Source organism: Microbacterium sp. No. 7 (genome assembly GCF_001314225.1).
In the GTDB taxonomy this organism is placed as follows: domain Bacteria; phylum Actinomycetota; class Actinomycetes; order Actinomycetales; family Microbacteriaceae; genus Microbacterium.
The window spans coordinates 1,442,803-1,457,001 of sequence record NZ_CP012697.1; the positions used below are offsets into that span (position 1 = coordinate 1,442,803).

Genomic DNA, 14,199 nt, shown 5'->3' on the forward strand with positions numbered 1-14,199 from the left:
CGTCTTCATGTCCGCGCCCTCGTCTCTCGCGAGTCGCCCGTCGGCGATGGCCATGCCGGTCATCGTCCTGTCCGTCTTCATCATCCCGCTGGCCATCGCCGGCATCGGCATCACTCTGCCGAACATCTCCCGGGAACTCGGCTCCGACCCGTTCCTGCTGCAGTCCGTCGTCAACGGCTTCAACGTCGCCTTCGCGCTGTTCACGCTCGTCTGGGGTGTCCTCTCTGATCGACTCGGCTACCGCGCCACGGTCGTCCTCGGCCTCGTGATCTTCGTCGCAGGCTCGGTGGTCAGCGTGCTCGCTCCGAGCCTTGTCGTGCTCGATGTCGGACGGATGGTCGCAGGCATCGGCGGCGCAGCCGTTCTCACCGGTGCCTCAGCGCTCTTGTCGAACGCCTGGGACGGGGCAGCCCGCGCCCGCAACTTCGCGATCTTCGGCACCACCATCGGCGTCGGCTCGGCAGTCGGTCCGGTCGTCGCCGGAGCGTTGGTCTCCTGGATCGAGTGGCGCGGCGTGTTCGGCGCGTTCGGCCTGATCGCTCTGCTCGGTCTCATCCTGAGCGGCGCGCTGCCGAAGGTGAAGCACGAGCACGTGCCCGGCCAGAAGAAGGTCGACTTCACGCTGCTTCGGAACCCGCACTTCCTCGCGATGTGCCTCGTGCCGGTCACCGCCGCGATCGGCACCGTGACGCTCGGCACCTACCTCCCCGTCGTCTACAGCGCCGTGTTCGGACTCGGCGGCGCGCTCGCCGGCGTCTTCATGCTCTTCATGATGGTGCCGATCATGATCGCCCCTCTCGTGGTCGCCCGCGTCCTCGCGAAGAGTCGCTCGATCACCCCGATGAAGGTCATCTACCTCTCACTCGTGCTCATCGTTCTCGGCAACGCCGCGCTGCTGGCCGTCGACCCGGAACTCGGCATGTGGTGGGCTGTGCCGGGGATGCTGCTCGTCGGGGCCGGGTTCGGCGTCACGATCGGCCTCGTCGACGGTCAGGCGATCGGCGCAGTTCCCGCCCATCGTTCCGGTGCCGCGGCCGGCGTCCTCAACTTCATGCGACTCGGCAGCGAGGCAGTTGTCATCGCCGTCTTCGCCGCCGCCATCGCCGTTCTCGTCGGGCTGCGAATCGCCGACCCTTCGACCGCCGCGGACGTAGCAGGTGGCGCGCCCGGTCACGGTGCCGAGTTCGCCGGAGCCTTCCACGTGGTGCTGTTGGGGATGATCATCGCGAACCTCATACTGAGCGCAGTCATCATCCTGCTGCACCGCGCGCGCATCCGCGCGGACCGTCTTGAAGTGGAGGTGGTTGTATGAGCACTGTCATCATTCAGCACGGACAGGGCGGCCCCGAGGTCCTCCGCGTCGAATCGCGAGACCTCGCAGCGCCCGGAGCCGGTCAGGTCATCGTCGAGCAGCGTGCGGTCGGCTTCAACTACCTGGACGTGATGCTGCGCAGCGGCATCTGGCCGATCAGCGAGCCGACCATCGTGCCCGGATTCGAGGCGGCAGGGGTGGTCACGGACATCGGGCCCGATGTCCACGAGGTCGCGATCGGCGATCGCGTGGGGTACTTCCGGACCCAGGGCTCCTACGCGGCAGAACGCACCATCGACCAGCACGACCTCATCCGCATCCCGGAGACCGTGGCATTCGACCAGGCCGCGGCGCTGCTCACGAAGGGCCTCATGGCGCGCATCACGGTGCGGCAGGCCCACGAGGTCACCGAGGGGCAGACCGTGCTCGTCACCACGGCCGCCGGCGGGATCGGCTCGTTGGTCACCCGCTGGGCGACATCGCTCGGAGCCCGAGTCATCGGCGTCGTCGGAAGCCCCGCCAAGCGGGAGGCCGCACTGAGCAACGGAGCGTCCGATGTCGCCGTCGGCGTCGAGGAAGCCGTGCGCCTCGCGAAGCGGGTGACACACGGTCTCGGCGTGGACGCGGTGCTGGACGGGCTCGGCGCCGACACCCCGACAGCATTGGCCGGATCGGTCCGGCCGGGCGGCTCGATCGTCTCCTTCGGCAGCGCCGCCGGATGGCCGAGCCCGGACGCAGACGTTCTCAACGCCCGCCAGATCCGCTTCACCCTCCCGCAGTTCGGGCAGTACCTCCGGACGCCAACGCAGGCTCAGGACGCCGCCGACGACGTGTTCCGTGCACTCCTCACCGGGTCGTTCGGCGACACCCTGCCTGCCACCACCAGGCCTCTCGTCGACGTCGCCCGTCTGCACGCCGACGTCGAAGCACGGCGAGCGACCGGCCTCAACGTGCTGATTCCCTGAACACGCACCGACCAGCTTCCGAAGAACCCGTCTTCCAGACCAACGAGAGCAAGGGGAGTTTGGTGACTGACAGTGAGAGCGAACGCGCGAAGGCGGTCGTTCGGCGCAACACCATCGAGGCGCAGAGCGGGGGCGACTTCGACGTGTTCGACGAACTCTTCGTCGACGACTTCAACGACCACACCCCGCAGCCGGGAACCGAGCCCACCAAGGAGGGCGTGCGGTTCCTCTGCACCGTGCTGCGCGAGGCGTTCCTCGACTTCCGCACCGAGGTCGGCTGGCAGGTGGTCGAAGGCGATACTCCGTATAGACACGGAGAGTGCCAAGGGCCGAGAGCCTGCAACCGGAGACGGGAAGGCGACGCCCCGTCTCCATAGGGGGAGACGTCTCTGTCGCAGCCTTGCCGTTGCCGCACGGTTGCAGCAGTTCTCTCGACGAACTCGTCGTCAACGCGCGGGCCGCATGGAACCCACCTATCGATGGCAATCGAGAGCGTTCGAACGGTGCCTGCGAAGCGGGCTGTGTTCAACCGGGCGAAGACCCTGAATCGTTCTAGAGGGGCGCGCCCGAGTCCATACATCCACAGGGACGTTCGAGCTGTTCCCTGGATGCGTCTTCGCCCTCGGAGCCGGGAAGCGGCGCACCTTACAGCCGACCACGAGTCTTCGGGTGTGCTCCCTTCAGCCGAGTCTCGGCTAGAGGCCCAGCGTCTCAGAGTGGGATCGTCAGGCCGGCGATCTGCAACACGATGCCGACCCCCAAGAGCCCCAGCACCAAGAAGATCGACCATGCTGCCTCTCGACTCCGCAGCGCTTCCTGCTCGCGACGGTCTTGAGAATCCGCTTTGCGTCGCTCATCGCGATCACGCTTCAGGTCGTCGCTCAGTTCGTCTATGCGCTTGTCGGTGGTCTCCCTCAGCGAGACGATTTGGTTCTCTAGAGAGGTCAGGCGCTCGTCGAGCTCGAAGAGGCTCATGCGATCGATCGGCGAACGGTAGCCGCGTCTGACCGTGGGCGTTCCCAGCTTCCAGAAAGACACCCCTCCTGATGCCGCCTGAAGGATCTGTGGCGGTGGTTTCCTCCCGAACATACGCTCGCCCCATCGCCACTTCCAGAGGCCAGTGAGCGCCATGGTTGCGAACACGACGCTGAGTAGCTGAAGAACGAGCCCAATCAAGGTGAGTGTCGAGGACATCGATGTCATGGCGCCACGGTAGCGGCCAGGCCAGATGTCCGAGATCTGCTGCCTGTGCCTATCGTGCGGCGACGATGCGCTGCTGCTGCGTTCACGAGCGCCGTCCCAGACGGTGTGCTGCCCGGACACCTCCCGACCGATAGATGAGCGTAGTCCTCATCGGCGATACCCTTGGGTCATGTCGGCGGCGCTCGACCTCTGAACGTTTTCGGGGGCTTGCATTCCAGCGGTCATCGCAACGAGGGCTGATTCTCTGACAGTAGCGGGCGGGTGAAGAGGTCCGCGGGTGCACGGACGCCGAGCGTCATTCGGGGACGGTGGTTGAGCTCGTCCTCGACTCGAGCGAGGTCGCGTGGGGTGCGGACGGTGGGGTTCGTCGACTTGGGGAAGTACTGACGCAGGAGCCCACTCGTGTTCTCGTTGCTGCCATGCTGCCGAAGGCTGGCGGTATCGCAGAAGTAGATCTTGATGCCGGTGTCGGCGGCGATGTCGAGGTGCTTGGCCATCTCTGTGCCTTGATCCCAAGTCAGCGTCCGCCGCGGCCCGTGCGAGAGCGCGCCGAGGACCCGCACCAGAGCTGTGTGCAGCTCGGCCGAGGCAAGCGCGTTCAGGTGTAGCAGCTTCACGTAGCGGGTCTGCGCTTCACGAGCGTGCCGATGGTGGAGCGGTTGTGCGGGCCGACGATGAGGTCGCCCTCCCCGTTGCCCGCCACGGACCTGTCGGTGGGTTCGAACTCGCGGTCATGGACCGACAGCATCGGCTGCGCGAACCGGCGCCCGGCCCTGATCAGACGGGTGTGCGCCCGCCGGTGGCCACGCCCTGTCCGTAACGGTGACGGGTCGGGTTTGCGGAGAATCCCTGATCCGGGCCGGTAGATCGCCAGATAGATGCTCTCCGTCGCGACCCGCATGCCGGAATCGCCAGGGTGCGCGGCACGCAACGCACGACTGATCTGCTGCGGACCCCACCGCTCCTTCAATCGCTCCTTCGCGTATGTCCGCAGCGTTGGATTGGTCGACAGCTTCAACGGCTTCGGGCGTCGGCGATGGGTCGCAGCGATGCTGTGCGCGTGGAACGGCCGGTACTGGCCGGACTCATGGGCGTTGCGGCGCAGTTCTTGGCTGATCGTCGACGGCGACCGGCCCAGCGTCTTGGCGATCTCCGTCGGCCCGGCGCCCCTGCTCGCCAGATCGGCAATCCGGATACGTTCCTCTCATCCGATAGCGCGAACAGAGAGTAGGACGCTCGCTTAGCGGCGGGATCTAGACAGGCACTGCGGACGAGTTCATCGCTTCGCTCCGAGCCTTCGCCCGCCGTCGATGCACGAGTTGTCGACGGCGCTTGAGAACTGATCGATAGCGGCGCTCGAAAAGTGGACACTCAACGATTGGAGAGTGATCACTTTGGAAGACTGGGCGCTGATCAGGAGGCTGGCTTCGGACGGGGTTCCGAAAGCGCAGATCGCGGCGCGGTTGGGGATCTCGCGGACGACCGTGATCAAGGCGGTGAACTCCGACGGGCCGCCGAAGTATGAGCGGTCGCCGCGGCCGACGTCGTTCACGCCGTTCGAGGTGCGGGTGCGGGCGTTGCTCGCCGAGCATCCGCGGATGCCGGCGACGGTGCTCGCGGAGCGGGTTGGTTGGGAGGGCTCGATCCGCTGGTTCCGGGACAATGTCGTGAGACTGCGACCTGAGCATCACCCGGTCGACCCGGCGGATCGGCTCTCGTGGGCGGCGGGCGATGCGGCTCAATGTGATCTCTGGTTCCCGCCGCGGAAGATCCCGCTCGAGGACGGCACGACGGCGCTGTTGCCGGTGTTGGTGATCGTCGCGGCGCATTCGCGGTTCGTGACTGCGCGGATGATCCCGACCAGGAAGACGGAGGATCTGCTGCTCGGGCACTGGGATCTCATCCAACGGCTCGGCGCGGTCCCGCGGCGGCTGATCTGGGACAACGAGTCCGGCATCGGGCAGCGCGGCCGCCTCGCGCAAGGTGTTGCGGCGTTCGCGGGGACCCTCGCGACGAAGGTCGTGCAGCTGAGGCCCTACGACCCGGAATCGAAAGGGATCGTGGAGCGCCGCAACGGCTGGCTCGAGACCTCGTTCATGCCCGGCCGCACGTTCACTTCCCCGGCGGACTTCAACGCCCAGCTGGAGGGCTGGCTGGAGAGAGCGAACGCGAGGGTGGTGCGGACGATCAAGGCACGCCCGGTCGATCTGATCGGCCACGACCGTTCACGGATGCTCCCGTTGCCGCCGATCCCGCTGCAACTGGGCTGGCGAGAACGAGTCCGCCTCGGGCGGGACTACTACGTCCGCCTCGACGCGAGCGACTACTCCGTCGATCCCGCCGCGATAGGCCGGTTTGTCGACGTAATCGCCGATCTCGACCGTGTTCGGGTGCGCCTGGAGGACAGGCTGGTCGCTGACCACGCGCGGGTCTGGGCGCGCGGCTCCACGATCACCGATCCCGCACATCTGGAGGCCGCGAAACGGCTGCGGCAACAGTTCCAGACCCCACGTCCTGATCCCGTTGATGACCTGGCGCGTGATCTCGCGGACTACGACCGGGCGTTCGGGATCGAAGGAGTCGCCTGATGGCTACCTCGAAGACCAGCGAGTCGGTGAAGCAGATCACCTACCTCGCCGGCGCACTCAAGGCACCCCGGATCACGGAGGCCGCAGCCCGGATGGCGGACCAAGCACGCGACGCCGGGTGGTCGTTCGAGGACTACCTCGCCGCCGTCCTCGAACGCGAAGTGAGCGCTCGCAACGCTTCCGGCGCGGAGCTGCGGATCAAAGCGGCCGGGTTCCCGAGCCGGAAGACGCTCGAGGACTTCGACTGGGACGCGCAACCAGCCACTCGGCAGCAGATCGCGGCGCTCGCTTCGGGAGGGTTCCTCCTCGAAGCGCAGAACGTGGTCCTGCTCGGCCCTCCCGGAACCGGGAAGACCCACCTCGCGACCGCGCTCGGAATCGTCGCCGCCCGCCACGGGCACCGAGTGCTGTTCGCGACCGCGACCGACTGGGTCACCCGCCTCACCGACGCCCACCGGCAAGGCAACCTCCCGAAAGAGCTCGCCCGGCTGCGGCGTTACGGGCTGATCATCGTCGACGAAGTCGGCTACCTCCCGTTCGAACAAGACGCAGCGAACCTGTTCTTCCAACTCGTCTCCAGCCGCTACGAGCACGCGTCACTGATCCTGACCTCGAACCTGCCGTTCTCCAGCTGGGGAGGGGTCTTCGGCGACCAGGCCGTTGCCGCCGCGATGATCGACCGCATCGTTCACCACGCCGACGTCCTCACCCTCAAAGGCGCCAGCTACCGACTCCGCGGCCGCGGCATCGACAGCCTCCCCAGCATCCGCACCACCACCGACGAAACACCTAGCTAGACTGCCCGCAACCGTTCACTTTTCGAGCGCCGAAAGCGTCCAGAGTTCGAGCGCCGCCGACACGAGTCCCAGGGCAGAGTCGATAGCGGCGATGAGCGCACCGCCGCCAAGACCGGCAAGCGCACCAGCAACCAGCAAGCGCATGTCCCGGTTGGTCTGGGATTGCGGGATCCTGCCAACGAACAGACCAGAGGTTGCGGCATCGCTCAGGGAAAAGCTCGCGCCGGTCTCCCAGCGTCCGTACGGATACGGCCCGCTCTGGTACTCAGCCTCAGCCGGAACCGGCAGCACGATGTTCCCGTTGCCAGGCCAGCGCGGAACGAGCGCCATCACCTGGGACTCGTTCGCTGACACAAACAACGGCAGGGCGGACGTGAGCGTCAGGCTCGTGACGTACCCGAAGCAGTTGGAGGTCGCGAGCTCGTTGCAGTCCGGCTGCCAATCGAGCTTGAAGCGCGCGACGGAGTAGTTCTCGTCCGAGCGGAGCTCGCATGTGCCGCCAACCCCGGCATCGTCCGTCAGTTCGTCGGCGCATTCAACGCCGTCCTGCGACGCCGCACTCACCAGACCATAGATCGCGACCCCCAGAGACTCTACTGCCGGCTCAGTCTCAATACCGCTGGCGTTGAGCGATATGTCGATCTGCCATTCGTCAGGCGCATCGCCTTTGGCTATCGCGATCTCCGTGTAGCCTCGGTCGACGCCTTCGGGTGTGCCGCCTCCCTGGAAGTAGATCGTCCAGTGCGTGTGTGTCAGTGGGCTCTGTGCGTTCGGGAAGGCGATGATCATCCCAACCAGGCAGGCGATGAAAATCCCGGCCTGCAGCGCAAGGAGCCACGTACGCTCGCGGTCGTCCGAGGTAACGGAGCGGCGAGACCTGAGCAGTGGCTCCGCGGCTTCGACAGGCGGCTTAGCTCGGCTCATTGCTGACCCTCAGGAGCTCAGCGGTCACCCGTAGCGTGTCCGTTGCCATGTAGTCGTTCGCTGACTCGGCGCGGTCGATCGCGCGGAGGAGTTCACTCGCATCCTCGATCTCGACGGCCAGCGGCGCCCGGCGACGCTGCCATGTGAGTACCAGAATCCCGGACAGGTACTGATCGTGAATGTCGAGCGCCCTATCCGAGTCGCGCCGCCCAACCACGGCATCGATGATGGGGAGTTCGTCACTCATCCATCGCGTCGCTTCCTCGTAGGGCACGAGCGAGGCATCGTCTTGTGGACAGCCCAACTCGACAAGCCGCGCCCGCGAATTGAGGCGGTGACGGAGCAGCGACCGTGCATGCAGTGTCATCTGCTCGGCGAAGCTGGCGATCACGAAGTCCGCGACCCCAGCGACCGCATCCATGCTCAGCAGCTTCTCGCTGAGCCCGCGTGCGATCGGACTCAGCTCGACGGGAACACGATATTGCTCGTGTTCGTCTTCTTCAAGCAGCCCGAACGGCACCAGCGCGGCGACATCCGCGAGCGTCCCGGAGACGACGAATGACGTGGCGATGTAGTCGAGGTCGAAGTGCAGCGGGTGCACGGCACGGAGCGACGTGAACAGACGCTGCTGGTAGGGCGACGCAGGACTCAGCATCCAGGCAACGGCGGTCGCACGGCAGCGGTCTTGATCCTTGCCCGCATAGGGCACCTGCTGGTGCTCATGCTCCAACTGCTCCTGAGTGACCGCAAACGACTCGGGATGCGCGGCCACGATCCCGCCGCCGACGAGGCTGACGAGCACGGGATCCTCCTGCGTGAACTCGACCAATTTCGGGAACGCCTTGGATGTACGGTCGTGCTTGACGCGTTGTTCGCCGAGGCGATCCCAGAGGGAAGTGGTCGCGGTCGCGCCACTCGTAAGGTACGCACGCAATTCGCCGCTGAACACACGACCGAAGAACTCCGAGGCGTGGCCCACTCGGCGAGAATCGCCACCTGGGATATAGCCCGGCACAGACGATGCCCGTTGCTGACGCAGTCCCAGCAACGGACGACCAACCCCGTCACCGTCCTTGTGCGCAGGCCCGTCCGGCAGGAGGCTGCCCACGACCAGCGCGCATTCCGCGTCCTTGAACCGACTCTTGCTACCGCGCAAGGCGGCGGTCTCCTCGAGCAGATCGCCCAGACGGGTCTTGAAGCCCACGAGGATGCGGGTCACCCGATCCTCGTCAAAGTCGCCTTTCAGGGTCGTCGAGAAGAGCGAACGAAGCGCGGGAACCGTGAGCACCGCCTCCATCGGGACAGGCTCCTTCGACTTCCATGCTCGGCGCATGGGATCTTCGAGCGTGAGATGCATCGCGCCCCCCAATGCCTTGCGATCACCGGCGCTATGGGCGCCCCAGTCTGCGACGCCCTGACCTCTGCTCATCCTATGCCCCTATGGATATAATCGAACATTTGTACTATATCGAGGGTGGCGATCGTCCGGACAGGACCAACGCGTCCCGCCGTGATCGCCAGCCTCAATGCCGTGTTGATGCTTCTCCGCCCGGGGACATCGATGGCACTCATCACAGACGAAAGGGCATCACGTGTCGTCGAAGTACAGCGACCACCTGCTGAGCGGCGTCTTCGACGTTCGACAGCAGCGAGATCCGCTATGTCGAAACCGACCCCGACCGCGTCGACCTCGTGTGTGCCGCGTTCACGCTTTACGCCGCCGGGGAGTGGACGACCGAGAGCCTGGCCGAGCACCTCTCCGCCCGCGGCCTGACCACCCGACCGACACCACGCCGCCCGGCCAAGCCGGTCGCGGCGAAGACCATCGGCAAGACGGCCAGCAACACCTACTACCGCGGCCTCGTCACCTGGCGCGGCGGCGATCACCCGGCAACCACGAGCCCCTCATAGACAACGTCACCTGGTTTCAAAGTGCAGACCAAGCTCGCCTCACGCCGCCACGGCACGTACAACGCCAGCCAGCGCGCCATCTCGAACAAAGCAAAGAAGCCCGCCCCAACGGGCGAGCCTCCTATTGCTGAACCGGAGAACCAGGCGCCAACCCTGGACAGCATTTTCCATGCCAGCGGTTTACCCCGGGATCAATGGTGGGCCCCGTGGGGCTCGAACCCACGACCCGCGGATTAAAAGTCCGATGCTCTACCGACTGAGCTAGAGGCCCTCAGCGGTCAAGCCTACTTCGCCCGCGGTCGTGATCGCGCCGAATGTACGGCAAGCTTGACGGGGGAGACTTCCGAAGGGGGAGAGGCGATGGCCGACGATCCGGCAGCGGCGCACATCGACGCGGACGAGGACGTCGTGGAGCCGCCCACGACGACCGAGGCGATCCAGACGGTGCAGCGCGTCGCATGGATCCGCGGCATCAGCGTGCTGATCGGCGTCAGCATCGTGCTCGTCGCGCTGGGGTGGGTCGCCGGAGCGATCTCGAACCGGCTCGCCGGCACGCCCGACGAGCGCGCCCTGGCGCAGATCGAGCTCGCCGAGGACGGCGCCGCGGTCGCGGCCGACGCCCCCGTCGGCGTCGAGGCGACGCTGTACTGGTCGGAGGAGCTCGGCACGGGCGTCCTCGTGGCGACGGGCCTTCCCGAGCCCGGCCGCTACGACGAGTTCGCGCTCTGGTACATCTCGGGCGAGGAGGAGTACACGCGCGTGCTCGGCTTCACGGCCCCGCAGGGCCGCGCGTCGATCGTGCTGCCCGAGCTGTGGGAGCCCGGGCAGGCGGTCATGGTCTCGATCGACCCGGAGGGCGGCTCGTCGGTCGGCGAGCCCGAGCAGGATCCGCTGCTGACCTTCGACGTGCCGGACGCCCCGTAACCTGGAGCGATGAGCGAAGCGCCTCGCGAGTTCCACAAGCCGGTGCGGCGCGCGGGCGATCACCTCGACCGCCGCTTCTCCTCGGCCGACCCCGCCGAGCGGTCCCGGGTCGCGACGATGACCGCCACCGCACTGCTCACGCGCGTGCGCGCCCAGCCCACGGATGCCGTCGTGCAGCGCCTCATCGGCTACGCCACGACGCACGGCATCGACACGATCGCGGAGCTCTGGGCGCACTCGCCCGCGCGCTCGCTGCCGGGGGTGCTCTGGCGTATCTACCTGCTGCAGCTCATGATCCACGAGGACGCCCGCACGTCGTCCCTGCTGTACGAGCGCGGGCGCGCGGCGCTCGAGTCGGCCGACGAGGCGATCGCGGGCGCGTCCGCGCCGGCGGGCCCCGACGAGCTCGTCGTGCTCGCCGAGCAGATCCTGCACGGCGTCTTCGTCGGCGACTTCGCGATCGCGCTGGAGCGTGCCGCCTCGTTCTGCCGCGTGGAGTCGGCGGGCGCCATCGACCTCGCCGACGACTACGACGCGACCGAGCCCGAACGCGGCACGGCGCTGACCCGCCGGGCGCTGCGCCTGTCGCGATACGCCGACGATCTGACCGTGTGCGCCGGTCTGTGGCGGCGCGGCGAGCTGGGATAGGCGAGCCGAGACGGCGGCGCGGGCCGCAGGATGCCGATCGCAGGATGCCACAGGCGCCGGGTCGCGGGACACCGCGGGCGATGCCGCCGGATGCCGGCGAGAAGGTGAGGGCCGGGCCGCAGAACGCCTCTCGGCGAGTGGCCGCTCGCGGCGGCAGAAGATGGAGCCCGGGGTTACTGCGGCCCGGCCGATCAATGATAACCGACGTGTCCGGGGTGGTATTCCCCGTAGGCTCGTGACATGGCTTGGCGCTTCGCTCTCATGATCGACCCCGCGGCGTCCGACGACACCCGCACCGACTTCTCCGGGACCTTCGCCGAGATCGACCCGTCCGCCCCCGCGCTCACCGTCGGCGAGCTGAGCACGCAGCGCGGCGACGGCATCTTCGAGTCGATCGGGGTCGTCGACGGCCACGCGCAGGAGGTCGGCGCGCACCTCGAGCGCCTCGCGCACTCGGCCGCGCTGTGCGACCTGCCCGTGCCGCACCGGGAGCAGTGGCGGCAGGCCGTCGTCCGCGCCGCGGCCGCCTGCGGCCCGGGCGAGTCGGTCATCAAGCTCATCCTCAGCCGCGGCGTCGAGCACGGCCCCGCGCCGACGGCATGGGTCACCGCGGCGACGGCGGCCGACTTCACGGCCGCGCGCCGCGACGGCGTCAGCGTCGTGACGCTCGATCGCGGCTACGCCCTCGACGTGCCCGCGCGGGCGCCCTGGCTGCTGCTCGGCGCGAAGACGCTCTCCTACGCCGTGAACATGGCGGCGATCCGCGAGGCGAAGCGCCGCGGCGCCGACGACGCCGTGTTCGTCAGCTCCGACGGCTTCGTGCTCGAGGCGCCGACCGCGACGGTCATCGTGCGCCGCGGCGATCTCTTCGTCACGCCCGAGCCCGGCACGGGCATCCTGCACGGCACCACCCAGCTGAGCCTGTTCGAGTTCCTGGCCTCCCGCGGGCACGCCACCGCCTACGCGCCCGTGACGATCGACGAGCTGCGCGGCGCGGATGCGGCGTGGCTCGTCTCCAGCGTGCGGCTCGCCGCCCCGGTCACCGCCGTCGACGGCGTGCCGCTCGCCGTCGACGCGGAGCTCACGGCATCCGTCAACGCCTATCTGCTCGGCCCGCGCGACTGACGACGCCCGCGCTCCTCGGCAGACCGCGCCCCGGGCCGGTCCTCAGGAGACGGCCAAGATCGGTGCATAGGCTCACAGCATGAGCACACCGATGACGATGAGATCACTGACGAGACGAGCCGTCGCGACGGCGGCCGTCGCGCTGCTGGCGGGCGCCGGGCTCGCGGGCTGCTCGGCGGGGGAGAGCGGCCCCGACACCGCCCCGCAATCGCAGACGCAGTCGGCCGCGCCGTCGCCCGCCGAGAGCGCTCCCGCCGAGAGCACGTCGCCGGCCGGCACCATGTCGATCGACGACTTCGCGCAGCGCATCGGCGACGCGCAGCTGAAGGCGGGCTCGGCGAGCTTCACGCAGACGATCGAGACCGCGGGCCAGACGATCGAGACCTCGGGCGCTCTCACGATGGACAGCGATCCGTCGAAGATGCGCATGGCCATGACGCTGCCCGAGGGCATGGAGATGCGCATCGTCGACGGCGTCATCTACATGAACATGGGACCGATCACCGACGGCAAGTTCTACATGGCCTCCCTCGACGGCGACGACCCCATCGCGCAGCAGATGGCGTCGTCGGTCGAGCAGGCGAACCCCGCCGCGCAGCTGGAGTCGCTGAAGGCCGCGCTGCTCGACTTCCGCGCGGACGAGAACGCGGAGACGATCGACGGCGTGACGACGACGCGCTACACGCTCGTGCTCGACACGCAGAAGATGCTCGCCGAGGTGCCCCAGGAGATCCCGCAGGAGGCGATCGACCAGATGGGCGACCGCATCGAGTACGAGATGTACGTCGGCCCCGACGACCTGCCGCGCCGCCTCGTGATGAACATGGGCCCGACGGCGACCACGATGGAGTTCAGCGACTGGGGCGCCCCCGTCTCGGTCGAGGCGCCGCCGGCCGACCAGGTCACCGACCAGCTTGGCGGCTGACCTTCGCACCGCCGCGCAGACCGCGCACGAGAGAGGCCCCCTCCGATGGGGGGCCTCTCTCGTGCGCGGTCGCGTCGGGCCTATCCGAAGCGGCCCGAGACGTAGTCCTCGGTCGCCTGCACCGACGGCGAGGTGAAGATCGTCGTCGTGTTGTCGTACTCGATGAGCTTGCCGGGCTTGCCCGTGCCGGCGATGTTGAAGAACGCCGTCTTGTCGCTCACGCGCGACGCCTGCTGCATGTTGTGCGTCACGATCACGATGGTGTACTCGCTCTTGAGCTCCTGGATGAGCTCCTCGATCGCGAACGTGGAGATCGGGTCGAGGGCCGAGCACGGCTCGTCCATCAGCAGCACGTCGGGCGCGACCGCGATCGCGCGGGCGATGCACAGACGCTGCTGCTGGCCGCCCGACAGGCCCGAGCCGGGCTTGTCGAGACGGTCCTTGACCTCGTTCCACAGGTTGGCGCCCTGCAGCGAGCGCTCGACGAGCGCGTCGGCGTCGCTCTTGGAGATGCGGCTGTTGTTGAGCTTCACGCCCGCCAGCACGTTCTCGCGGATCGACATCGTGGGGAAGGGGTTCGGGCGCTGGAAGACCATGCCCACCTGGCGGCGCACGATCACGGGGTCGACGCCCGAGCCGTACAGGTTGTCGCCGTCGAGAAGGACCTCGCCCTCGACGCGTGCGCCAGGGATGACCTCGTGCATGCGGTTGAGGGTGCGCAGGAAGGTGGACTTTCCGCAGCCCGACGGGCCGATGAACGCGGTGACGCTGCGCGGCGCGATGTCGAGGGAGACCCCCTCGACGGCGAGGAAGTCGCCGTAGTAGACGTTCAGGTCGTGGACTTCGATGCTCTTGGACACGTGTGTTCCTTCAGTGG

Annotated in this window: 14 protein-coding genes, 1 tRNA gene and 1 pseudogene; 10 read left to right on the forward strand and 6 right to left on the reverse strand. The window is 67.6% G+C overall.

Translation table 11 applies throughout. From position 1 onward, the window contains the following. The first annotated feature begins 52 nt into the window (after positions 1–52). The 3 genes from AOA12_RS06550 (at position 53) to AOA12_RS06560 (ending at position 2,654) form a co-directional block, all read left to right on the forward strand. On the forward strand, positions 53–1,312 hold the full coding sequence (locus AOA12_RS06550; protein ID WP_197281071.1) for an MFS transporter: 1,260 nt from the start codon (positions 53–55) through the stop codon (positions 1,310–1,312). Further along, a complete protein-coding gene (locus tag AOA12_RS06555; protein WP_054681301.1) occupies positions 1,309–2,277 on the forward strand; it encodes a zinc-binding dehydrogenase in 969 nt (322 codons plus the stop codon). The genes AOA12_RS06550 and AOA12_RS06555 overlap by 4 nt, the downstream gene beginning before the upstream one ends. A gap of 62 nt (positions 2,278–2,339) precedes the next feature. Next, on the forward strand, positions 2,340–2,654 hold the full coding sequence (locus tag AOA12_RS06560) for an ester cyclase (RefSeq protein WP_054681304.1): 315 nt from the start codon (positions 2,340–2,342) through the stop codon (positions 2,652–2,654). Positions 2,655–2,988: 334 nt separating this feature from the next. On the opposite strand, the gene AOA12_RS06565 is transcribed toward AOA12_RS06560, so the two are convergent. Together AOA12_RS06565 and AOA12_RS24155 are read right to left on the reverse strand one after the other, a co-directional pair. After that, positions 2,989–3,480, reverse strand: coding sequence for a hypothetical protein (locus AOA12_RS06565; RefSeq protein ID WP_156366431.1), 492 nt, complete (start codon positions 3,478–3,480; stop codon positions 2,989–2,991). A 221-nt stretch (positions 3,481–3,701) separates the two neighbouring features. Next, positions 3,702–4,675, reverse strand: a pseudogene (locus AOA12_RS24155) (IS30 family transposase). A gap of 190 nt (positions 4,676–4,865) precedes the next feature. Here AOA12_RS24155 and istA point away from each other — a divergent pair. Continuing rightward, complete coding sequence (gene istA, locus AOA12_RS06575; RefSeq protein ID WP_082405821.1) at positions 4,866–6,068, forward strand: IS21 family transposase; 1,203 nt, start codon at positions 4,866–4,868, stop codon at positions 6,066–6,068. Next, on the forward strand, positions 6,068–6,865 hold the full coding sequence (gene istB / locus AOA12_RS06580; RefSeq protein WP_054678490.1) for an IS21-like element helper ATPase IstB: 798 nt from the start codon (positions 6,068–6,070) through the stop codon (positions 6,863–6,865). Before istA ends, istB begins: the two co-directional genes overlap by 1 nt. Before the next feature lie 15 nt (positions 6,866–6,880). Here istB and AOA12_RS06585 read toward each other — a convergent pair whose 3' ends face one another. Next, positions 6,881–7,789, reverse strand: a complete 909-nt coding sequence (locus AOA12_RS06585) for a hypothetical protein (protein ID WP_054681308.1) — start codon at positions 7,787–7,789, stop codon at positions 6,881–6,883. Further along, positions 7,776–9,218 carry a hypothetical protein gene (locus AOA12_RS06590; protein ID WP_231637192.1) on the reverse strand — a complete coding sequence of 481 codons (1,443 nt, stop codon included), beginning with the start codon at positions 9,216–9,218 and terminating at the stop codon, positions 7,776–7,778. The genes AOA12_RS06585 and AOA12_RS06590 overlap by 14 nt, the downstream gene beginning before the upstream one ends. A 263-nt stretch (positions 9,219–9,481) precedes the next feature. Between AOA12_RS06590 and AOA12_RS23070 the strand changes: the two genes are divergently transcribed. Then, on the forward strand, positions 9,482–9,700 hold the full coding sequence (locus AOA12_RS23070) for a hypothetical protein (RefSeq protein ID WP_156366432.1): 219 nt from the start codon (positions 9,482–9,484) through the stop codon (positions 9,698–9,700). A 195-nt stretch (positions 9,701–9,895) separates the two neighbouring features. Here the strand turns inward: AOA12_RS23070 and AOA12_RS06595 are convergent. After that, positions 9,896–9,971, reverse strand: a tRNA-Lys gene (locus AOA12_RS06595). A gap of 89 nt (positions 9,972–10,060) precedes the next feature. Between AOA12_RS06595 and AOA12_RS06600 the strand changes: the two genes are divergently transcribed. The 4 genes from AOA12_RS06600 to AOA12_RS06615 all read left to right on the forward strand — a co-directional run bounded on the left by AOA12_RS06600 (position 10,061) and on the right by AOA12_RS06615 (position 13,322). Continuing rightward, positions 10,061–10,624 carry an anti-sigma factor gene (locus tag AOA12_RS06600; RefSeq protein WP_054681315.1) on the forward strand — a complete coding sequence of 188 codons (564 nt, stop codon included), beginning with the start codon at positions 10,061–10,063 and terminating at the stop codon, positions 10,622–10,624. 9 nt (positions 10,625–10,633) lie between these two features. Next, positions 10,634–11,272: a hypothetical protein gene (locus tag AOA12_RS06605; protein ID WP_054681317.1), complete on the forward strand. Its 639-nt coding sequence runs from the start codon at positions 10,634–10,636 to the stop codon at positions 11,270–11,272. 240 nt (positions 11,273–11,512) lie between these two features. After that, positions 11,513–12,397: an aminodeoxychorismate lyase gene (locus tag AOA12_RS06610; RefSeq protein WP_054681325.1), complete on the forward strand. Its 885-nt coding sequence runs from the start codon at positions 11,513–11,515 to the stop codon at positions 12,395–12,397. Positions 12,398–12,476: 79 nt separating this feature from the next. Continuing rightward, positions 12,477–13,322: a LolA family protein gene (locus tag AOA12_RS06615; RefSeq protein WP_156366433.1), complete on the forward strand. Its 846-nt coding sequence runs from the start codon at positions 12,477–12,479 to the stop codon at positions 13,320–13,322. An 80-nt stretch (positions 13,323–13,402) separates the two neighbouring features. Here the strand turns inward: AOA12_RS06615 and pstB are convergent, their stop codons facing one another. Then, a complete protein-coding gene (pstB, locus tag AOA12_RS06620; RefSeq protein WP_054681328.1) occupies positions 13,403–14,182 on the reverse strand; it encodes a phosphate ABC transporter ATP-binding protein PstB in 780 nt (259 codons plus the stop codon). Positions 14,183–14,199 lie beyond the last annotated feature (17 nt).

What these genes read in the sequence shown, in the direction of transcription:
- AOA12_RS06550 (WP_197281071.1), top strand. Translation starts at nt 53, where the DNA reads ATGCCGGTCATCGTCCTGTCCGTCTTCATCATCCCGCTGGCCATCGCC.
- AOA12_RS06555 (WP_054681301.1), top strand. Translation starts at nt 1,309, where the DNA reads ATGAGCACTGTCATCATTCAGCACGGACAGGGCGGCCCCGAGGTCCTC.
- AOA12_RS06565 (WP_156366431.1), bottom strand. Translation starts at nt 3,480, where the DNA reads ATGACATCGATGTCCTCGACACTCACCTTGATTGGGCTCGTTCTTCAG.
- istB (WP_054678490.1), top strand. Translation starts at nt 6,068, where the DNA reads ATGGCTACCTCGAAGACCAGCGAGTCGGTGAAGCAGATCACCTACCTC.
- AOA12_RS06585 (WP_054681308.1), bottom strand. Translation starts at nt 7,789, where the DNA reads ATGAGCCGAGCTAAGCCGCCTGTCGAAGCCGCGGAGCCACTGCTCAGG.
- AOA12_RS06590 (WP_231637192.1), bottom strand. Translation starts at nt 9,218, where the DNA reads ATGAGCAGAGGTCAGGGCGTCGCAGACTGGGGCGCCCATAGCGCCGGT.
- AOA12_RS06600 (WP_054681315.1), top strand. Translation starts at nt 10,061, where the DNA reads ATGGCCGACGATCCGGCAGCGGCGCACATCGACGCGGACGAGGACGTC.
- AOA12_RS06605 (WP_054681317.1), top strand. Translation starts at nt 10,634, where the DNA reads ATGAGCGAAGCGCCTCGCGAGTTCCACAAGCCGGTGCGGCGCGCGGGC.
- AOA12_RS06610 (WP_054681325.1), top strand. Translation starts at nt 11,513, where the DNA reads ATGGCTTGGCGCTTCGCTCTCATGATCGACCCCGCGGCGTCCGACGAC.
- AOA12_RS06615 (WP_156366433.1), top strand. Translation starts at nt 12,477, where the DNA reads ATGAGCACACCGATGACGATGAGATCACTGACGAGACGAGCCGTCGCG.